The organism is Paenibacillus sp. S02, from assembly GCF_019454065.1.
GTDB lineage: Bacteria > Bacillota > Bacilli > Paenibacillales > Paenibacillaceae > Paenibacillus > Paenibacillus polymyxa_B.
In genome coordinates, this window is the sequence record NZ_CP073682.1 from 277,813 (window position 1) to 299,186 (window position 21,374).

A 21,374-nucleotide genomic window follows, 5' to 3' on the forward strand; every position below is an offset into this window, starting at 1 on the left:
ATCCGGGGAGGTGATGCTTCCGAAGCTAGCTTTCCTACGGAAAGCTTTTAAAGCGACCGCTTCGCTTGTACAGCACCATACCACCCACTCCGTTTTACATGTGCATTTTTTAAGTTCAGTATATATAGATTTATTTAGTGGAGTCGTTCGATTTCAAAATCAACGGCAGGGTCATTCTTACTTTGGTGCCCTCGCCTTTTTTACTGGAGATGGTCACGCCATATTCTTCTCCATATAAAAGGGTGATGCGGTTGTGCACATTCTGGATGCCGATGCCTGTGAACAGTTGGCGCTTACTCTTAGGATTCGGGAGCCCGTCTTGCGCCGTATGCCCGTCTAAATCCATACCGTCTCCATCATCGACCACCTCACAGATCAATGTATCCTCCGTTTTGGACACCAATATATAGATGTGCCCTACATTTTTTTCATTAAACGCATGGAAGAAAGAGTTTTCGATAAAAGGCTGAATGATGAGCTTGGGCACATGGTACTCCAGACAATCGGGTGATACAAAATAATTCACTTGTACCCGCTGCCCGTAGCGCACATGGTTAATAAACACATAATTTTGCATGTTGGCCATTTCCTGCTCAATGGTGATCGTTTCACTCACATTGCTGATTGTATTTTGCAGTAAGGAAATGAGTGCATTGATCGTCTCGGCAGCTGTTTCCTTGTTTCCTTTGAGCACCAGCATTTTGATCGAAGCCAGTGTATTGTACAGAAAATGCGGATTGATCTGCCGTTGTAGTGCAGCAAGCTCTGCGTTCCGTTGACCCTTTTGCGTCTCTAAAAGCTTACGGATATAGTCATTTAGTTCATCCAGCATGTAGTTGTAAGCATGACTTAATTGTCTAACCTCATAGCTGCCCGTTACCGGGATATAATTATCAAAATTTTTCTCGCGTATGGTCGACATTTGCTTCACCAGTCGAGTCAGCGAACGAATCAGTCGACGGGATATGAGAAAAACGATCACCAAAGCAATCAGTACGATGGCAATGCAGATCCATACAACGGATTTAACGTCAATAATTTGACCAATCGCGGCTTGTCTGTCGATCATGTTCACCAGATAAAAATCAAATGAAGGGATATAGTTGGAAAGGAGGATACTTTCCTTATTCATCACATCTGCATTAATGTAGTTAAGTCCCTGTTCATTGATTTTTGTGGCATAGCCTAGCAGCTCACTGGAGCGTTGTCCGATAAGGTCCTGGCGGTTGCTCGATACAATCAGTCCCGACTTGTCCAAAATAAGCACATCATTGCCGTTGCTTGTGAAATTGTTGTAGAAACGGCGAAATTCAGGTTCCCGGATAGCGATGTAGATCATGCCGTACAGGGTGCCGCTGGTCCGCTCCATAAATGGTTTGGAGGCGATAATATAGGGTGTTGGCTTTTGCGCGGTATTATTCATTTGTTGCTGAAATAATTCAGTATCCAATTGATACATAAGCTGTGCGGGTCGTGCTACACTTCGGGCTGTAATAGCATTGCTTTTAAGCTCTTCCGCAGTTACAGGCCAATAGGACGAGTCGGAGTAAAAGCTCCGGCCGTTCAGACCTGTTACAGCGACACCGACATCATAGGCATCGACGTTCGATTTAATTTGCTTCATTTGCTGTGCCATTCCGAAGTAAATCCTCGCCGAGTTAATCGAGTCAGATTGACCGCCAGTCAGATAGTTCTTGACCGTTCCATTTTCCGAAGCATGGGTTACGGCATTCACGATAGAATCATTGAAGGATTCAAAGCTGGATTGAATCTGGCTGAGTACCTTGGCATTTGTAATACTGAATGTCTCAGCAAAAAGTCGTTCAGACATCCGAATCGTCACCAAAGAGGTCAGCAAGGACACCGCAGTGATGCTGACCACCATAACAATAAAGATTTTGAAGAACAGACCTTGATATTTGATCTTATGGATATACCTTTTCATAATCAATCTCTTTTCTGCTGGCAGATATGGCTTACTCTCTAATAGAGATGCTCCCGGCGGTACTGGCTGGGCGAGTAACCCTTCACTTTTTTGAACACTTTGGTAAAATAGCTGGGGTCCGAATAGCCTACCGTGCTGCTAATATCCGAAATGGACATCGTCCCCGACCGTAGTAACTCTGCGGCTTTTTCAACCCGAATTTTGTTCAGATACTCGCTAAAACCCTCAGTATGGTGTGCTGTAAAATAACTGGACAAGTAGGAAGGGTTAAAATGAAAATATTGCCCAAGTGTCGTCAAATTGAGCGTTTCAGCATGATGCTCCTCAATATACTCCAGCAGTTTTTTCATGCTTGCGCTACTTCCTTGCTGTGTTTTAGCCATGATCTGTCTGTTCGCTTCCTCCAAAAAAGTCTCCAGAAGGCGCACAGCTTCATGTACATGAGGGGCATCATTAATTGTTTTGAAATAGGAATATTTCGCCGCATCCAGCTCCCTCATATCATACCCCTGATTCCCGAGCAAAATCGTAATGTTGAACACGATATTTCCGAGAAGTGATTTGAATTCAAAAGCGGTAGAGGTATAGTTGCCGGACATGGCGGCTACATAGGACCTCAAATCCTGAAAAGCTGTATCAAAATGCTCACGCTTCATCTCTTCTGTAAACTGTTTTAAGTTGAACGAGCTGTTCACCTGTACAGGCGGAGGGAGTTCGTCTTCTATTAGCAGCGCTGTTCCTGGGAAATAAAAGCGGTAACTCAGCAGTTTTGGCAGTTCATCCTGATAGACGTCACTAATCTGATTGAAGTCATCAAATAAATGGCTAACTGCCCAGCCTGTCTGTGGATCGACTCGCTTTGTCTCCTGAGCAACTTCCCTAACCGCAGCCATCCAGGCGTCTACTTCCCGTGGATCAAGATTGGCTAAAAACACAGCAGCATAGACATCAGTTGGCAGTTGTCGCAGTACGATGTGCTCACAAGCAGAGGATACTTGATCTGTAAGCTTGGAAAATAGGTCCGAGGCAGAGATGGAGCGGCCTTTATTCCGCTGTGCTGACTGTTCCACACCTATGAGCGCAAAACGGACATAAGGAAATTCTTGCTTCAGCAGCTCAGCGTCATAGTCCATGCTATATCCAGAGATCAGCTTTTCGATCACATGATCTATTGTAATTTGACTATTATTAGCATCTGCCTGATATTGAATGGATGGAATTTTGCGGGCCGTTCTCTGGAGCACTTGGAGCAACTCATCCGTGTCCAGCTTGGGCTTTAAAATATAGTCAGCAACCCCTTGCTGAAAGGTGGAGCGCACGTAATTAAACTCGCCGTAGCTGCTGAGCACAATGACTTCGATATCTGGATAGTTCTGTCTGACTATGCGCGTCAGCTCCTCGCCGTCCATGATCGGCATCACGATATCCGTAATGACAATATGAGGGCGCAAGGTTTCAATCAGCTCCAACGCTTCTTTCCCGTTAGAGGCTTCACCTACAATTCGAAATCCATACTGTTCCCACGACAAATGGTGTTTGATCCCTTGCCGTACCAATATCTCATCATCCACAATCAAAATGTTGCATAGCTCATTCATGGCAGCACTCTCCGTAATTATACCTATTCGAGGATTTTGCAAAAATCCTGATTCAAAAAAGACCTCCATCACGTGGACGTCACATCATCTAAGGCACATATTTGACAACGCTTCCAACTTAACTCAAATCTAAAGCATTTAATCTTTACATGCTAACATAAACTACACAGGGATTCCAAAAATAATTTAGTCCAAATGGCATATAAACCGACAAAAAAAGCCGCCGAGAAAATCTCGACAGCCTAAACAACGGGGATTACCTTATACAGTACCCCACGTCCGATCTCCTGCCAAATATTTTTCAGTCAAAATAGACAGCAGTTGAATACCAACCTCATTGTGTCCTCCCTCAGGAAGGATCAGGTCTGCGTATTTCTTGGAAGGCTCAATAAATGCCTCATGCATCGGCTTAACCGTAGTCAAATAGTGATCGTGGATCGAATGGATGGTGCGGCCGCGTTCCTCAATATCGCGAAGAACCCGACGGAGAATACGCACATCAGGATCAGTATCCACAAATACTTTGATGTCAAGCAGGCTGCGGAGTTTTTCGTCTGACAGTACGTGCAGACCCTCTAGCATAACGATATGATTCGGCAGAAGCTCTACCATCTCGTCCGTGGAGCGGGCATGAACCGTAAAGTCATACACTGGCGCTTGTGTCGCTTGTCCTTTTTTCAGACATTGGAGATGTTCAATAAGCAATTCGTTGTCAAAGGCAAACGGATGATCATAATTAACCAAAGCACGTTCATCATAACTCAGATGTGAATGGTCTTTATAATAGTTATCCTGAGATATGAAAGTCACTTTATTAGATCCCAGACGCTCAACGACGGCGCGTGCTACCGTCGATTTACCGGAACCTGTACCGCCGGCAATACCAATAATAAGCATGGCGTTTCACTTACCCTTCCCTAAATGTATCCCGATACAACTCAAGTATTGTAGCACAATGCACACTTTTTTTCATCACTGTTGAACTTTGTATTTCTTCCATTTCCGTATCTTGGCTCTGAATGTTTTGAACGGTGCCACCGAGTTGATGTGAATCCATCTTGCCATGGGCCAGTTCGGATTAGTACCCGTCCAGTTGTGAACACCCTGAGTGAAGAGCTCTTCATGACTAAGTGTATCGATCCAATCCAGCCACTTTTGCTCAGTCAACTTGAACATATCGCGTAATTCACGTAAAGATTGGTGGGAGTAGGTCTTGTAAAATAATTGATATAGTTCGCCTAGTCTGTTCCATTTATAATTGGGAGCGGGCATGATGACGGTTTTTCCTTCCCGTTCGTCCCTGTCCCATGTCATGACAAGATGAAGCCATCCGAGCTGGTAGGCGATCATTTCTGCGGGTGTTTTATCTACTTCGGGGATACGAATATCCTTTTGGCTCTCGTGAATCTCCTGGAACTCACCGTCAAATCGTAAGTAGGAGGCATGAATGGCTTCTTTTAACTCCAATTTGGAAGCGTAGTCGTAGCTGGACATCTAATCGCTCCTTTAAATGAAATGGATGATACTCACTCCTTTATATGTACCATTCTCAACATGACAACCGTATGTCTTATTCAAAAATAAAAAAATATCGTTTTTTGTGATTTTATGAAACAGCATTTGGTGTGTTCACGAAACAGGATGCAAAATTAATAGAAAAATTAAGACAAAAGATAAGTATTTAGACATATTTTAATATTTATTTAAATGCCTATAATTATTGGAGTATAGCGCTTAGGGCCCTCATTGGTGTTTGGATATTATTCCCTTCATCAGTACGTTATATACCATTTGTGCATGTCATGTCCGATGAATGGTGCAACCGTTGCTTTAGTATTCATGAATCTAATTAAGAAGGAGACTATTATATGAAGTCGAGCTTGTTAAAAAAATGTGCAAGTGTAATGTTAAGCAGTACGTTGGTACTGTCTTTATCATTACCGTTGCTAGGTCAAGCACATGCGGATGGGAATTTACAGATAAGTGATGATTTTGAACAAGGAGAAGCTCAAGGCTGGACTGCAGGTTCGGGGAATTGGTCTGTGGTCAAGGATGGGAATGGCTCTACATACCAACAATCTAGTCGAAGCGAAAGCCATTCCGTTAAAGGTAATGCCTCATGGACGAACTATAGCGTGCAAGCAGATGTTTATGTAAATGATTTTAATGGCTCCAATCGGGTATACGTTGCAGGTAGATACACAGATGCCGATAACTTCTATGCCGCATCGTTGTACAACAAGAAAGACGGAGCTCTTGAGATTCGGAAAAAAGTAAAAGGTTCCATGAAGACACTGGCTACTAATAAAAAATACAAACTGGACACCAATACATGGTACAGAGTCAAGCTGGAACTATCTGGTTCGGAAATCAAAATGTATGTCAATGATCAATTGGAGCTTTCCGCAACAGACACCAGCCTCACTGCTGGAGCCATTGGTTTGGTAACCTCTAAAACAACTGCCCAATTCGATAATGTGCTTGTATCCGGTGCTTCTTCTGAGGGAGATCCAGGAACACCGCCTGTGAACCCAACACCAGGTACAGAAAAACCGACTCCTGGGGTGGACCCTGATGTGACCTCCAAAAATAACTATAATTTGACTGGCTTTTCGTATGGTAATACAGGTGGTGGCAACATTGCAGATACAGATGCCAATTACAAAAAGGTTTATAACGCTGTAGATCTCAACGAAGCTCTGAAAAAAGGCAGCAAAGTCAAAGTGATTGAGATTATGAACGATCTTGATCTCGGTTGGAATGAAATTCCTAGTGCTGCCAAAGTAATGCCTTTTAGTGCTAACAATCCTGTACAAACACATCCTGTTCTGAAAAAGACAGGTGTGAGCAAAGTCTATATCGAAAATATGAATGGGGTTACGATTTTCTCTGCCAATGGTGCGAAAATCAAACATGCCGGCTTTGTTATCAAAAGAAGCTCCAATTTGATTTTCCGTAACCTCGAATTTGATGAACTTTGGGAGTGGGATGAAGCAACCAAAGGGAACTATGATAAGAATGACTGGGATTATGTTACCATCGAAGGTACAAGTTCCAAGGTATGGATCGACCACTGTACATTTAACAAAGCATATGATGGTCTGGTAGATGTGAAAAAAGGTAGTAACGGAGTTACGATTTCCTGGTCTTTGTTCAAAGGAGATGACCGCAGCTCCAACAGCTGGGTAACCCAACAAGTCAACGCGATGGAAGCAGACAAGTCTTCCTATCCTATGTACGCTTATCTGAGAAGCAGTGCAGTAGGCATGAGTAAAGAAGATATCATTGATATTGCAGCAGGACAAAAGAAGGCGCATCTGATCGGTGCTACGGAAATGGCTTCCGACAATGCAGATCTGGAAGTGACGTTACATCATAATTACTACCTGGATATTCAGGATCGCATGCCTCGTCTGCGTGCTGGTAATGCTCATGCATATAACATCGTTATGGACGATGCTGGATTGGCGAAAGCCAAGAGCAGAATTACTTCTGACATGGCTAAAGCAATTGCCGCAAAGGGATACCATTTTGACGTCGTGGGTAACGGTGCGATTTCAACAGAAAACGGTGCGGTATTGCTAGAAAAGTCTTATTTAATTGATGTGTTTTCTCCAGTGCGTAATAATCAAAAAGATCCTAACAAAGCGGATTACACAGGTAAAATCAAAGCCGAAGACGTTATCTTTTCGGACAACGGTACCGTATTTAGAGGAGGCAGTGACGACGCGAATAGCCCGTTAGCCCCTTATCCAGCGAAGGCCAAGAGCTTCTCTTGGAATGGGTTCACAACGTTGCCATACAGCTATACTGCCGAAGACCCTGCCAACCTGGTTGCTCAATTGCAGGCCAAGGATGGAGCGGGTGCAGGCAAGCTGAACTGGTCGAGTGAAAACTGGCTCAAAACGGTGTACAATACGTCCGTTACGAAAAATGCAATAGTGGAAGAAGATTCCGAATAGGTAGGCCATATAAAAAAAGCAGCCAGGACAGATATGCTCTGTTTAATGGCTGCTTTTTTGGTTACCCACGTTAAGGCTGCGTTCGGTACGAACTTAACCAATAACGACAAACGAGGATACGCCAGCAGGTACGGATCTAACGCGGAATAATACTCCATCGTCTCTAAAAGTACGCAGAATATAAGGCTGGTTCGTAGGTGTGCGGACTCTGCTGAATCGGGCAGTACCAAAACCGTCAAAGCCTGCTGCTTGGACAAAGCTTCCATCTAGACGCCGGAGTATAGCAAAAAATCCGGTTGTGTTAAAAGGAACACCATCATTGTTAGCCCAGATGACTGTAAAACGGCGCAGGGTTTGTGTAGGGCTCACATTGCGATATTTCGTAACAGGAACCTTTCTGCCCGTAGATTTCAATGTTTGTGGAGGACGAATGGCCACTTCAAATCAACTCCTTTGTTGTGATGAGATAGTAAATGCACACAAAGGAGTTTTGGACTGTGCTATAAACTACGACTTCCTAAAAATAGGTATATATCGAACTCGAAATGGCACTTCATGTACATTATAGTTCGATTTGGGACCTACCTCCTCATGTCCAATCGCGTCGTAGCGTAAAGAGGTCTTTTAACGCGTCTGTAGACAGCTCAGTAATCCAGCCCTCGGTACTGGTTATGATTTGGTCGCTAAGCTGCTGCTTGCTCTCCAGCATTTCATCAATGCGTTCCTCAAGCGTGCCCAGCGAGATAAATTTGTGCACCTGTACATCCTTCGTTTGTCCCATCCGATAGGCTCGGTCTGTGGCCTGATTTTCAACAGCTGGGTTCCACCAGCGATCAAAGTGAAAGACGTGGTTGGCGGCCGTCAGATTCAGACCCACCCCTCCGGCTTTGAGCGACAAAATAAACACGGATGGCTGCTCGGCAGGGGGGAGCGTGTGAGATTGGAATTGATCAATCATTCGGTCACGCGCAGTTTTGGATGTGCTGCCGTTCAGATAGAGCACGGGCTCTTGCAGCTCCTGAGCGAGTACCCGTTGGAGCATCTGACCCATACCAATATACTGTGTAAAAATAAGGCAGCGCTCGCCCTCCTCCCGCAGTTCCTTGACCATAGCCAGAATGCGCTCCAGCTTGGATGAACGGCTAATGACGGCTTCAAGATCGGACTGACTATAACCGGAAGCTGCGGTATCTGGGAGCGCCTCCTTGGTTAAGAGGGCAGGATGGTCACAAAGCTGCTTCAACTGGGTAAGGGCGGATAAAATGGCTCCTTTCCGCTCAATCCCTTCCAGCTTCTGCATCCGTTCCATCAACTCTTTGACAATCTGGTCATAGAGCGCGCCCTGCTCAGAGGTCAGATGAATGTAGGTTTTCATCTCATTCTTGTCAGGCAAATCAAGCTGTATAGCAGGGTCCTTCTTCTTGCGCCGCAGCATAAAGGGCTGAACCAGCTTTTGCAAATCTAACGTGCGCTGCTCGTTATGTTCCTTCTCAATAGCATTAATGAAGCGATTGCTAAAGGCGCGTGAGCTACCCAGATAACCTGGATTGATAAAATCATAAATGGACCATAGCTCGGATAACCGATTTTCAATAGGTGTCCCAGTCAACGCAATCCGATGACGTGCAGGAAAGCTGCGCACGGCTGTGGATTGCTTGGTTTGCGCATTTTTAATGTTTTGCGCTTCATCCAGGCAGACTGAATCCCAAGTCATGCTTTGTAGCAGCTCTTGATCCAGGGTTGCCGTAGCGAAGGAGGTCAGGATGACATCGGCCTGCTCGACTTCTTCGCGGAACAAGTCTCCCTGCTCCCGCTTGCTTCCATAGTGCAGCATCACCTTCAATGAAGGGGCGAAGCGGCTGAGTTCCTTCTGCCAGTTGCCCAGTACCGAAGTTGGGCAAATCAGCAGCGAACTGGAGCGGACGCCCGTCTCGGCGGCAATATCCTGTAGGTGCAGTAAATAAGTAATAAACTGCACTGTTTTACCGAGTCCCATGTCATCGGCCAGACAGGCACCCAGTCCAAAACGCCGTAAAAAGGCAAGCCATGCATATCCGTCCCGCTGATATGTTCGCAGCTCGGCTTGCAGCCCGTCCGGCACGTCCAATGCAGGCCATTCTGACTGCCGTCCGAGCTGGCTGATCAGCTTCAGCAGATGGGCATTCAGCTCGACCTCCAGTCGGAAGCGTGCCGCATCCTCCGGCTGCTCGCCAGAGGCGTCGCCTTCAGGCTCGTCGGCGTTGCCGAGCAGGTGTAGCTGCAGGATGTCCTGAAAGGACAATCCCTGAGCACTGTCGATCCCGGCCATGGCCCGGCGGATCTGCGCCAGCAACGCGGGGTCGAGCGCGATCCATTGCCCGCGGAAGCGCACCAAGCGCTCGTTGCGAGCGACCAGCTCGGCGAATTCCGACTCGCTGAGATCGGCATCACCGATGGCAACACGCCAATCGAACTGGACAATCGAGTCCAGTCCGAACAGCGAGCTGCCCTTCGTGCGCTCTCCCGCCCCTTCGCCCGGGCGAACCTTGGCCCGCAGCTTTGGCTTCTTGCGAGTGGCTGCCTCCCACCAAGCCGGGAGCAGCACCTGCCAACCGCTTTCCAGCAGACGCTGGCTGTCGGTCGTCAGGAATTGCCCCGCCGCTTCGTCGGAGAGCGGGCGATTCAGCACGTCATTGCGGCTGCCGGCACGCTGCCCGGCGGGCAAAATCGAGGTCAAACGTTCCAGCCACCCGGCAGAGCGCTCACGGACATGTGCTGTCCAGGCATCGGGCCATGAGCCGGATGCGTACCCATCATCGGCGAGCTGTACAGACACCAGCAACGCCGGGTCCTGCTTGTCCTGCAACACAAGCTTGAGCTGCCAGGACGGCTCGTCGTCCTCCAGCTCTGGCTCCAGCAGTTGCAGAAGTGGCCGAAATGGCGCGGTATCGGCTTTCCAGCCGATGGCGATGAGCCAGGCCCGCGCGTCCAGACCCGCCGCCGGGCGATTGGGGGCGAAGAGAATCGGATATTCTCTTCGCAAATCGGCGGCTGCCGCTTCGGTGCCGTACCAGCGCTGAAATACGGCAGCCGAGAACGCCGCTATCAGCCCTTCCTGCTCGTCCTTCTCCAAGCGGTCGAGCAAAGCAAGCTCTGCCGGTTGGATGTTTTCTAGTGCTTCCGCATCCCACTTCCATTGCAGCTTTTCCGTCTGGAACGCCGTGAAGCTGGGCACATATGCTTTCGCCTCAATACAGTGAGCAAGTAAAGGGATCAGCCGGAGCCACGGGGCATTGGCCTCGTCCCAGATCCATTCGATATGCTTCAGGAGCTCGCGCTCTGCCAGAAAAGGAATCACCTGCTCCGAGGGCAGCAGGATAATATCCGTGTCTTGAACATGTTGAATCTCCAGCTCGGTGCCATAAAACGAAGCCTCATGCCAAGCGAACAAACGCTGCTTCAGAATTTGGCCGGAAATGCTATAGTTCATGGAGGAATCGCCATAGATCAGCGCGTCTCCATAGGTAGTTAATTGGATATGCACGGTAATCGTTTCGGTATATTGACTCATGATAACAATTTCCCTTTCCGCAATTCCTCCTGTAGCGCCCGCAGGCGGCTATGACGGCTGGTGAAGGTCGTAAAGAACAGCTCCCAGCGTGATTCTTGCTTCATTTTCTTGTACAGCTTGGACAGTCGCTTTAACAGCTTGACTGCTGCTTTATAGCTAGCTCTGTTTTTTTCCAACACATAACGTTCTACCGCTTGATGGTAAAAGGGGAGTAGTAACTCAGGCGCGTTCTTTTCAATGGGCTGTAACACGCTCACTCGAAAACTCAAAGGCTCACTGCGTATGCTTAGCTGATAGTCGATCCATGACCGCCATTTTTCGTGAGCAAGCAGCGCCTCTTCATACATTCCCCCGGCAAATGGAAGCATACCCACCAGCGTGTCCCACATGTCCTGCTCCGCTTCTGGAAGGTGCTGCAAAACCAGATCCCAATCATGTATATAATCTTGTAAATGGTCATCCCGATGACTGTGAAGCAGGGGACCGATATGCCGCAGTCCGTCCTTGAGACGTGCCCAATCCTCGGCTTTACGCAACGCCTGTAAGAACAAAAGCAATTGACTGGAAGAAATTTTTAGTGGAAAAGCTCGTTCCGCCTCCTGAAGCAGTGCCCAGGCTTCATTATCGTGCGATTGGAAAATATGCATCCAGCTGCGAGCCAACATCCACGGAAGCCGTGCTAAAGTTGTGCCGAGCTCCTCCTCAGCCGCCTGTAAATGCTGTAATTCCTCCGTATATATGCTGGAGTCCTGCCTTTCGTGATGCTCCCTGTGCACCCAGTGCAGCCAAAACTGATAATACGCGTCTGAAAAATAAGTACCGTTACGCGATTCTGTCAGCATTTTTCGGCGTAAATAGGCTAAGGTTTCTGCCATACGGGCTTCTTGCATCGGTTCATCGGTCAGCTCCAGTGGACTCTCGAAATCACGCTCGATAGCTTCTTTAAGCTCATCGGCAGCAATTTGCGTGTAATACCCCATATAGGTATGGGAGGGATAGCCTGGCATGGGAGACTGAGGTACCAGCTTTTCCAACACACGCAGATGAGCATGCAGTCCGTATAGCTGTTGCATGCCGGGTGAAAGCGGCGGCTTCACAGCATAGATCGAGGCTAAAGCGCTTTGGACATATTGGGAATTTTGTGTGTTCACATGGTTAAGGGCGATACACTGATCGAACAGATCATGCCACTCTGAAATGGGCATGTCCGGTATTTTGCTTGCAGTTTTACTGAGGGCGTTTCTTGTTGTTTCCTTGTGATCCGGTGAAAGATTCGACCGGGAAGGAGGTGTGTTACGCGTGTCAGCTTTTGTCGCCAATCGAGTGAATCCCGCCGAATGAGCGTTCACTAAAGCATGTACAGAACGTTCCTGTTCATTCGCGTAATTCAGTAGTACGGCGATCATATGCTTGCAGTTGGTGTGGACAGGGCATGTACATCTGCTGGCAGCAAAAGCGCTCAAGTGGAGATCCACCTCGTATAGCTCGCTTCCATCCACGACAGCTGCAATATGATCGGCATCAGGCATTGCGAATTCTTTTACCTTTCCTTGCTTAAAATACTGGAAACCTCGTTTGATCGTCACGTCATTAAAATGGTCAGCCACGTTTTCAATAAGCTGTTGCCACTGTACATCATCCATAAGATAGGTTGGTTTCATATGCATTAGTCTCCTAAGAGAGAATAGTTGATCGGGTAGTAGCTTAACTCTTCCATTATATCAGTTCACGAATATAAATTGAGTGGAGAGAGCAGTTGGAAAGTTTTCATACGGGTTGACATGTTTCCTTTTGAAGAGTACATTTCTATTATAAATATAAAATAAATATTACTAATATTTTAGCGTTAATGATTTTGTATAGGAATGGTTTGTGGTGAACTGTATCCGTGGAGGTATGCAATAAACTTATTGTTAAGAGGGGGAAATAATATGTCGTCTTTATATAGCTATGATATTCACCTGCCCAGCCAGCTTGATCTCAACCGTACGTATCCAACCATTTTTACACTGCATGGGAAAGGGTCCAATGAGCAGGATATGTTCGGAGTTGTAGGGCCGTTGTCAGAGGAATTTATTATCATCGGCATTCGTGGAGACCTTCCCATGATTGGAGGATTCCAATATTATGAGCTGAAAAGTCTGGGTAATCCGCTGCGTGAACAGTTTGATCGGTCTATTGAACAGCTTCAGGCGTTCGTACAGTATGCCACAGATAAATATCCTGTTGATCCTAGTAAACGGTATTTCCTCGGCTTCAGTCAGGGAGCGATTTTGTCGATGTCACTTGCGCTTACCCTTGGCAATCAGTTGAAGGGGATTGTAGCGTTGAACGGCTATGTGCCTGACTTTGTGAAAACGGAATACGCGCTGCAAAGCACAGAGGACGTGTCCGTATTTATTTCCCACGGCGAATACGATTCTGTATTTCCAGTGAGCATCGGTCATGAGACGGCGGCATATTTCCAGACCAGGACTTCTCACTCCACATTCAAAACATACCCGATGGATCACGGTGTCTCACCAGATAACCAGCGAGATGTGCTTCAGTGGCTGCGTGAGGATGCGGGTGTTAGCTCGAAAGTGTAAGGGCGTGGATAAGAGTAGAATAGCAGGCGGCTATTAAGCCCTAAAATTAGTTTAAAAAATAAGTATTTGGAATGACAAACGAAAAAGGCGCTCCAGTTGGCATAGGAGTGCCTTTTTTTGGCATGTTCATAATTCTCACGGCTCCTTATGTAAGCTATGAAACACTAGAAGTTGCATGAGTAACCTCCCAATATCAAATTTCAATAATTTATATAAAATTTATCGGCAATGTCGCTGAGTATAATACTGAAAGGACAGAAGATAACTTGTCTTTTTATCCAATTGTTTGTCTAAAATAACGCCTTATTATCAAACAATTAGAACCTTTGACGAATGACAGATTTCCAAAGAATTTTAGAATATACTTGTGAAAAATAGTTCTTTTTTGGGGGGAGGCATTTGGTTAAGTCCCAGTCAAAAGAAAAAATAACAATTGAAGAGTTAGTGGATAGTTACTCTATAAACATAATCAGAACAGCAAGAAAAATTATTAGCGCAAGAATTAATTTTGATAAATGGTTGTTAGAAGATCTTATTAAACAAGGCTATGTCGGACTGATAGAAGCTCAAAGAGATTAAATCCTCCTGAAAGTGCTAAGGAACTCAAAAAAATGCAGCACACGATTAATGAATATAATCACAAATTATTGAGACTAAAAGAAGATTTACGAACATACATGAATAACGAAACACGACTATAAAAATACCCGGTTTTTATATAAAGCATAAACATTAGCCACAACTTCCGATCGGAAGTTGAGGTCTTTTTAAGCTAAATCAATTATGAAAAAATGATGCTACTTTACAATAGTTTGATTGCGATATAAAGTACCTGGAAATGGTATAATAATGTCGAAAAACATTTTATGAAGTCGATTTATTAACATTTTGTCTTTCTTCAAATACAGGATATTTTAATGGAGGTGTCTGAAATGCGATGGGAAGAGGTTAAAGAACGTTTTCCCAATGAATGGGTCGTACTTGAGGCAACCAAAGCCTATTCAAAGGATGGTCAGCGTTTCATTGAAGAAATGACCGTAATTGATACATTCGGTGATTCGACGGATGCTTTTAAGCGGTACAATGAGCTGCACAGAGTAGATCCTCAGCGTGAGTATTGTTTTTTTCACACCTCTCGTGCCAAGGTCATGGCAAAAGAACGCTATGTGGGGATCAGGGGGCCTAGATGAACATTACAGAAATATATGAGCTCCCCTTCGTTAAGGTCAAAGTAATATTTAGGGGAGCAGAGTTGACTTTAAGCAAAATGCTGCTAGATACTGGTTCTGCCAGCACACTTCTGAATGCAGATATAGTACGAGAAATAGGTATGGTTCCGGAAGGAAATGATGATGTTGATATTATACGAGGCGTGGGTGGCGTAGAATATGTCTACACTAAATTTCTAGATTCCATTACACTCGAAGAATCGACACTCAAAAATTTCCAGGTGGAAATTGGAAGCATGGATTATGGTATGCAGATCGATGGGATACTGGGCTTTAATTTTCTTAAACTAGTTGGAGCTGTTATTGATGCTAAGGCAATGGAAGTAAAGACTGATAGCTATTAAAGTTTTGGTTTGCAAAACTTCTAAATTTAATAAGATCTGTATCCAAGAAAAATAAAAAAACTGGTGGAACTGGTCCACCAGCTAATCAGACTCACTTTTATAGGAAATTCCTTTTTTCATCCTCTGATAAAATGTGCCTCCAACATGCTCAGAGAAAGCTCGGCAGTAGTGGCTACCACGATATCTGCACCTTGCATTTGCGAAGGTGTTCCTACACCGACCGCAAACATCCCGGCGCCCTTGATCGCCTGTATGCCAGCCTGTGCGTCCTCTATACCGATACAGTCGGCAGGCTGAACGCCCAGATTTGCGGCTCCGGTGAGGAAAATTTCCGGGTCAGGTTTGCCATGCCGAATGGCGGTAACATCCACCACACTGTCAAAATAGTATGCTAGCTCCAGTCGCTCCAGGATAAACGCTGCATTTTTGCTTGCAGAGGCCAGCGCGATGCCGATTCGGGCTTCACGAAGTTCTGTCAGAAGCGCTTTAATGCCTGGAAGAATGTCCGAGGGAGTTACAGCTGAAATGAGTCGCTGATACTCCGTATTTTTCCGTGTGGCCAGTTCTTGCTTGCCTTCTTCTGAAAACTTATCGGACAGGTTACCGCGCGCCAGTATTTTGTCGAGCGATTCCGTACGGCTGATTCCTTTTAACTGTTCATTAAATTCCCGATCAAAAGGGATGCTCAGCGCTGCCGCCAAGCTGCCCCATGCCTGAAAATGATATTCTGCGGTATCTGTAATGACTCCGTCCAGATCAAAAATGACTGCTTTCATTTGGTTTCCCCCTGTCTGCCCGATTTATGAAACGCTGTTCGTCATTAACGACTGCCCACTGGTAATGTGCGTTGGCTCTCCATACAGCTCCAGCGTCAGCGGTTCTCCGTCCAACAGGGTAATGATTACTTCATTTTCTTGTACGAGAATACTTAACAAGCGACCGCGATAGTTGATTTTAAACGTATATTTGTTCCAGCCTTGAGGCAAGAAGGGGGAGAAGCTTAATGTTTCACGATACGTTCTCATCCCGGCAAATCCCTGTACAATCGCCAGCCAGCTTCCCGTCATGGAAGTGATATGAAGTCCGTCTTCGGTATCGTTATTGTAGTTATCCAGATCCAGACGGGCCGTCCGCTTATACATCTCGACTGCCTTTTCCTCCATTTTGAGTTCGGCAGCCAGCACGGCGTGAATGGACGGGGACAGACTGGATTCATGAACAGTCATTGGCTCGTAAAATGCAAAATTGCGCGCTTTTTCTTCCAGCGTGAACTGGTCTCCAAAGAAATACAGCCCTTGCAGCACATCTGCCTGCTTAATGAAGCAGGAACGAAGGATTTTATCCCATGACCATTTCTGATTTAGTGGAAGGTTGCTGGGATCAAGGGAGGATACAGGCTGCAAGTCCTTATCCATAAAGGTATCGTGCTGTACGAAGACTTCCCGCTCCTCATCATAGGGATAATACATGTGAGTGATGATATCCTGCCAATGTGCCAGCTCATCAGCCGTAACCGCTAGATGCTCCGATTTTTCTGCTGAAATTTGAGGTAAGACCGATAATGTATATTTCAAAACCCATGCAGCCAGCGTGTTGGTATACCAGTTGTTATTGACGTTATTTTCGTATTCGTTCGGCCCGGTAACCCCGTGGATCATATACTGCTGCTGGCTTTTGGAAAAATGAACCCGGTCGGCCCAGAAGCGGCTAATTTCGACCAGTACATCTATTCCGTATTCCCGTAAATAGCTCAGGTCGCCCGTATAATTGGTGTAGTTGTAAATGGCATACGCGATGGCTCCGTTACGGTGAATCTCCTCGAAGGTAATCTCCCATTCGTTATGGCACTCCACACCTGTAAAAGTGACCATAGGGTATAGTGCTCCCCGTAGCCCTTGCTGGGCCGCGTTATGCTTGGCACCCTCAAGTTGTTGGTAGCGGTACAGCAGCAGATTTCGGGTTACATCCGGGTCTGCGAGCGCCAGGTACATAGGTACGGCATATGCTTCTGTGTCCCAATAGGTGGCACCGCCATATTTTTCACCTGTAAAGCCTTTGGGACCAATGTTCAGACGGGCATCTTCGCCGTAGTACGTAGAGAACAGCTGAAAAATGTTAAAGCGTATTCCCTGCTGGGCCTCTGTATCTCCCTCGATTTCTACATCTGCTTTGTCCCAACGTCTGGCCCAAGCTGCGATATGCTCTTGCTTGAGGGAGGTGTAGCCTTTGTTCACAGCCTCCACGGCGATGCGTTCAGCTTGTGGAATCAGTGCATCCTTTTCCATATCCCGTGAGGTGGTAACCGCCACAATTTTTTGCAGCTGGATACTGTCGCCCGGAGCGACGCTGTATTGATAGTGGCGTGCAGCATACAAAAAGCTCTCTTCCGTCGTCTGCTGATCCTGTCCCTCGGTCACAATACCCATGGTAGCGTTTACGGTAAAGCGCGGAATACCGAAGGGATTATCTATAGTTGTTGTGGACAGGCTGATGAATTGTTCTTGAACCTCTCGGGCCTCCTCCAACCAAAAAACCTCATCATAGTTCGTGTCTTCATTCTTCGTATTGCCGTCCAAATAGGGGACAAGCTCTATGGTTAGAGGCTGCTCGCTTATATTCGTTGCTTGGTAATCAATCAGGCATAGCTCACGAGTGGTGAGGCTCAGAAAACGCTCCGTAGTGATACGAACCTGATCGTTCACGGTGCAGGTGCGTCGCAGGATACCCTGTTTCATGTCCAATTCCTGCACAAAATCACTGATGTGTGCCGTAAATAAGTCTACTTCCTCTTGGTTTACGATCAGACTGATGCCGATGAAGTTCATGGCATTGATGACCTTGCCAAAATATTCAGGATAGCCGTTTTTCCACCAGCCGACCTTTGTTTTGTCGGGGAACCATACACCGGAGATATACGTTCCCTGATGATGATCACCTGAATAAGCTTCTTCAAAATTGCCGCGCATGCCCATATAACCGTTGCCTATGGACGTTATGCTTTCCTGTAATCGCATGTGTGTGCTATGTAGAGTGTGTGTTGTCAGCTTCCAACTATCTACGTCAAATAATCGGTTGTAAACCATGATTGTGTACCCCTCTCGGAAAATGAGATCGTTGTTTTAACGAAACCAGTATATGAGCGAGTTCAGTATATAGTGCAACCGTTTGCCCTGTCAACGCAAAAAAAACTGATTTTATGGGTTTCCACAAAATCAGTTCTTGTTCATTCCTCAGAGAATCATAGTATCTGGCTGGACTCGCGTTCCACAATTCGGTGGGGAACAATGATGTGTTTGGTCAATTCTTTGGGGTCTTCGATTTTTTCAATCAGGCTTTTGGCTGCCTGATAACCTAGAGTGAAGATATCAATATCCACGGAAGTGAGAGGGGGATTCATCAGCTCAGCCAGCATTAGATTATTGAAGCTCACCATGGATAACTGCTCTGGCATGGACACGCCGAGCTGAGAAAGCATTTTCTGTACTGCCATGGCTACAAGGTCGTCGCTAACGATCATCGCGGTAGGCGGCGGGGTAGCCTGCAATAATGTGCGCATGTCCTCCAGATTAAATGGCTCCCTGACCACGTATTCCTTGGGTAGAGGCAAGCTTGCCTCTCGCAGCGCATCCTGGTAGCCTCGGAGTCTTTCAATATTCACGATCTGTTCATGATCACCACCAACATAAGCAATGCGCTGATGATTCAGCCCAGTCAAATAAGTGACCACATCTTTGGCAGCCTGGTAGTTATCGTTGTCTACATGGGTAGTTTCACTGACAAATTGCTGAGGCTTACCGATTACGGTGTAAGGTATTTTTTCTTTATGAAGATACTCTACGATGCTATCTTTTTGCTTGGAGTACAGAACAATATAGCCGTCAACACGTCCGGTCCGGGTCATCAGCCTCACGCGGGATAGCAATTCATCACTCGTTTTTCCTGTGACAATGGACAGTGTATAGTTGTGCTCATTCACCCATTCGCTGATCCCGCGAAGGCTTTCCGGAAAGAAGGGATTTTGAAAGATTGCCACATCCGATTCAGGCATAATAATGCCGATCGACTGTGTAACACGGTTAGCTAGACTCTGAGCTGAATAGTTGGGTTCATAGCCAAGCGCCTTCATTTCTTTACGGACACGTGCCTTGGTGGCTTCGCTGATTTTGGGGCTGTCTTGAATGACACGGGATACGGTGGAAGTAGCAACATTAGCACGTTTTGCGACATCTTTGATGGTTACTGCCATCGTCTTCGTCTCCTTTTGCTATCTCAAGCAGGAAATATTATGTTCTATCATACGATATTGCTCGAAAATCAACAAATTCGCGGCTTTTTCGAGTTTTTACATCATCATTAACCAAGATATTTACAATTAGGGTATTGCCAATAGAAAGCGATATCATTATAATAATTGTGCAACCGATTGCATAATGTTTATAGGGTACGAACAACGCTGTACATACTATAAGGGATGGAGATTGAAGGAGCATGAAAAAACTTCTATCATTTGATTTTTGGCAAAAGCTCGGGAAAGCACTGCTAGTGGTTGTTGCTGTCATGCCGGCAGCAGGGATTATGATTTCGCTCGGTAAAGTAGTGGCGATGTTGGCTGGCGATATCCATTTCTGGTTGACTGTCGGCGGGGTCATGGAGAATTTGGGTTGGGGTATTATCAATAATTTACACATTCTATTTGCAGTGGCGATTGGTGGTTCCTGGGCTAAGGAACGGGCGGGCGGGGCTTTTGCTGCCTTAATTGCCTTTATTCTCATTAATATTTCAACAGGAACGATTTTGGGTGTGTCTTCGAAAATGCTAACCCAGGAGAGTGCCACCACCCACACTCTTTTTGGTGCATCCATTCCGGTTAGTGGCTATTTTACCTCTGTCTTAGGGGCGCCTGCACTTAATATGGGTGTGTTTGTCGGTATCATCTCCGGATTTGTCGGGGCCGTGGTATTCAACAAGTACTACAATTACCGCAAGCTGCCAGACGCTTTAGCCTTTTTTAACGGTAAACGTTTTGTTCCTTTTGTCGTGATTTTATGGTCTGTCATCGTAAGTTTGATCATGTCTGCCATCTGGCCATTTGTTCAGGGGGGGATTAATCAGTTTGGTATTTGGTTGGCGACTTCGGGAGAGTCGGCTCCTTTTGTAGCGCCATTTGTCTATGGTACACTGGAAAGACTACTGATTCCTTTTGGACTTCACCATATGCTGACTGTTCCTATTAACTATACTCAACTTGGTGGCGTTTACACGACACTTACGGGTTCCGGGGCAGGAAGCGTCGTTGCCGGGCAAGACCCGCTGTGGCTGGCTTGGGCAAGTGACCTGAGTGCGCTTCGTGGTACCGATCCGACAGCCTACAATAGCTTGTTGGAAGGCGTGACGCCTGCCCGCTTCAAGGTAGGACAAATGATCGGTGGAGCAGGAATCCTTATGGGACTAGCGGTGGCTATGTATCGCCGTGTAGACAAAGATAAACGCAGCAAGTACAAGTCGATGATCTTTTCGGCAGCCGCAGCTGTCTTTTTAACAGGGGTAACGGAGCCACTGGAATTCATGTTTATGTTCGTAGCGCCTGTGCTGTATGTGGTTTATGCTATTCTTACCGGTATTGCGTTCGGAATGGCCGACATCATACATTTGCGTTTACATTCGTTTGGTATGATTGAACTGCTGACCCGATTGCCGTTGTCTATAAATGCGGGTTTGGTGCAGGATATTATTAACTTCGTGCTGACTTGTGTGGTGTTTGCGGTAGCAACCTACTTTATCGCTTATTTTATGATCGGTAAATTCAAAATGGCTACGCCGGGAAGACTGGGGAACTATACGGATGAGGAGCCTCAGGGCACTTCCGAGGTGGGGAATACGAAGACAGAGGGTGTGGCAGCTGTTTCCACTCAAAATCAACTGGCTACGGATATCATCAAGACGCTTGGGGGTGAGCAGAACATTGTCGAGGTGGACGCTTGCATGACCCGTCTGCGTGTGACGGTGAAGGATACAGATGCCGTTGGGGACGAAAAGACGTGGAAAGCGCTGGGTGCCTTGGGCTTGATAAAAGTAGATAATGGGGTGCAGGCGGTTTACGGACCGAAGGCTGATGTGCTTAAATCAGATATACAAGACATACTCAACAGGTGATTACT

General features: G+C 46.3%; 18 protein-coding genes. 7 read left to right on the top strand and 11 right to left on the bottom strand.

The window, feature by feature from the left end:
* Positions 1 to 130 precede the first annotated feature (130 nt).
* The 4 genes from KAI36_RS01210 to KAI36_RS01225 all read right to left on the bottom strand — a co-directional run bounded on the left by KAI36_RS01210 (position 131) and on the right by KAI36_RS01225 (position 5,037).
* The gene (locus tag KAI36_RS01210; RefSeq protein ID WP_220026679.1) at positions 131 to 1,945 is read right to left on the bottom strand and encodes a cache domain-containing sensor histidine kinase; all 1,815 of its coding nucleotides are present in this window, start codon (positions 1,943 to 1,945) and stop codon (positions 131 to 133) included.
* Positions 1,946 to 1,983: 38 nt separating this feature from the next.
* On the bottom strand, positions 1,984 to 3,543 hold the full coding sequence (locus tag KAI36_RS01215) for a response regulator transcription factor (RefSeq protein ID WP_220026680.1): 1,560 nt from the start codon (positions 3,541 to 3,543) through the stop codon (positions 1,984 to 1,986).
* Between the two features lie 261 nt (positions 3,544 to 3,804).
* Positions 3,805 to 4,440, bottom strand: a complete 636-nt coding sequence (gene udk, locus KAI36_RS01220) for a uridine kinase (protein WP_220026682.1) — start codon at positions 4,438 to 4,440, stop codon at positions 3,805 to 3,807.
* A 75-nt stretch (positions 4,441 to 4,515) separates the two neighbouring features.
* On the bottom strand, positions 4,516 to 5,037 hold the full coding sequence (locus tag KAI36_RS01225; RefSeq protein WP_220026684.1) for a ClbS/DfsB family four-helix bundle protein: 522 nt from the start codon (positions 5,035 to 5,037) through the stop codon (positions 4,516 to 4,518).
* A gap of 374 nt (positions 5,038 to 5,411) precedes the next feature.
* Here KAI36_RS01225 and KAI36_RS01230 point away from each other — a divergent pair, with 374 nt between their 5' ends.
* Positions 5,412 to 7,505 (top strand): pectate lyase family protein, encoded by a 2,094-nt coding sequence (locus KAI36_RS01230; RefSeq protein WP_220026685.1) that lies wholly within the window; start codon positions 5,412 to 5,414, stop codon positions 7,503 to 7,505.
* A gap of 93 nt (positions 7,506 to 7,598) precedes the next feature.
* On the opposite strand, the gene KAI36_RS01235 is transcribed toward KAI36_RS01230, so the two are convergent.
* The 3 genes from KAI36_RS01235 to KAI36_RS27055 form a co-directional block, all read right to left on the bottom strand.
* Positions 7,599 to 7,943 carry a hypothetical protein gene (locus tag KAI36_RS01235; protein WP_220026687.1) on the bottom strand — a complete coding sequence of 115 codons (345 nt, stop codon included), beginning with the start codon at positions 7,941 to 7,943 and terminating at the stop codon, positions 7,599 to 7,601.
* Positions 7,944 to 8,094: 151 nt separating this feature from the next.
* Complete coding sequence (locus tag KAI36_RS01240) at positions 8,095 to 10,353, bottom strand: DEAD/DEAH box helicase (protein WP_258297454.1); 2,259 nt, start codon at positions 10,351 to 10,353, stop codon at positions 8,095 to 8,097.
* On the bottom strand, positions 10,298 to 10,681 hold the full coding sequence (locus tag KAI36_RS27055) for a hypothetical protein (RefSeq protein WP_258297455.1): 384 nt from the start codon (positions 10,679 to 10,681) through the stop codon (positions 10,298 to 10,300). The genes KAI36_RS01240 and KAI36_RS27055 overlap by 56 nt, the downstream gene beginning before the upstream one ends.
* A 194-nt stretch (positions 10,682 to 10,875) precedes the next feature.
* Between KAI36_RS27055 and KAI36_RS27060 the strand changes: the two genes are divergently transcribed.
* Entirely contained in the window at positions 10,876 to 11,016 is a 141-nt protein-coding gene (locus KAI36_RS27060; RefSeq protein ID WP_252508850.1) for a hypothetical protein, read from the top strand.
* A gap of 35 nt (positions 11,017 to 11,051) precedes the next feature.
* Here the strand turns inward: KAI36_RS27060 and KAI36_RS01245 are convergent, their stop codons facing one another.
* On the bottom strand, positions 11,052 to 12,716 hold the full coding sequence (locus KAI36_RS01245; protein WP_220026691.1) for an SWIM zinc finger family protein: 1,665 nt from the start codon (positions 12,714 to 12,716) through the stop codon (positions 11,052 to 11,054).
* Between the two features lie 270 nt (positions 12,717 to 12,986).
* Between KAI36_RS01245 and KAI36_RS01250 the strand changes: the two genes are divergently transcribed.
* From KAI36_RS01250 to KAI36_RS01265, 4 genes are all read left to right on the top strand, one after another.
* Positions 12,987 to 13,643 carry an alpha/beta hydrolase gene (locus KAI36_RS01250; RefSeq protein ID WP_220026693.1) on the top strand — a complete coding sequence of 219 codons (657 nt, stop codon included), beginning with the start codon at positions 12,987 to 12,989 and terminating at the stop codon, positions 13,641 to 13,643.
* 399 nt (positions 13,644 to 14,042) lie between these two features.
* Positions 14,043 to 14,222 (top strand): hypothetical protein, encoded by a 180-nt coding sequence (locus KAI36_RS01255; protein ID WP_220026695.1) that lies wholly within the window; start codon positions 14,043 to 14,045, stop codon positions 14,220 to 14,222.
* A 353-nt stretch (positions 14,223 to 14,575) separates the two neighbouring features.
* Positions 14,576 to 14,833: a hypothetical protein gene (locus KAI36_RS01260; RefSeq protein WP_220026697.1), complete on the top strand. Its 258-nt coding sequence runs from the start codon at positions 14,576 to 14,578 to the stop codon at positions 14,831 to 14,833.
* Positions 14,830 to 15,216, top strand: a complete 387-nt coding sequence (locus tag KAI36_RS01265; RefSeq protein ID WP_258297457.1) for a retropepsin-like aspartic protease — start codon at positions 14,830 to 14,832, stop codon at positions 15,214 to 15,216. Before KAI36_RS01260 ends, KAI36_RS01265 begins: the two co-directional genes overlap by 4 nt.
* Before the next feature lie 116 nt (positions 15,217 to 15,332).
* Here KAI36_RS01265 and pgmB read toward each other — a convergent pair whose 3' ends face one another.
* The 3 genes from pgmB to KAI36_RS01280 form a co-directional block, all read right to left on the bottom strand.
* Positions 15,333 to 15,992 carry a beta-phosphoglucomutase gene (gene pgmB / locus KAI36_RS01270; protein ID WP_220026698.1) on the bottom strand — a complete coding sequence of 220 codons (660 nt, stop codon included), beginning with the start codon at positions 15,990 to 15,992 and terminating at the stop codon, positions 15,333 to 15,335.
* Between the two features lie 24 nt (positions 15,993 to 16,016).
* Entirely contained in the window at positions 16,017 to 18,299 is a 2,283-nt protein-coding gene (locus KAI36_RS01275) for a glycoside hydrolase family 65 protein (RefSeq protein WP_220026699.1), read from the bottom strand.
* Between the two features lie 155 nt (positions 18,300 to 18,454).
* Positions 18,455 to 19,462 (bottom strand): LacI family DNA-binding transcriptional regulator, encoded by a 1,008-nt coding sequence (locus KAI36_RS01280; protein ID WP_220026701.1) that lies wholly within the window; start codon positions 19,460 to 19,462, stop codon positions 18,455 to 18,457.
* A gap of 242 nt (positions 19,463 to 19,704) precedes the next feature.
* On the opposite strand from KAI36_RS01280, the gene KAI36_RS01285 reads away from it, so the two are divergent.
* Positions 19,705 to 21,369, top strand: a complete 1,665-nt coding sequence (locus KAI36_RS01285; protein WP_220026702.1) for a PTS transporter subunit IIBC — start codon at positions 19,705 to 19,707, stop codon at positions 21,367 to 21,369.
* Positions 21,370 to 21,374 lie beyond the last annotated feature (5 nt).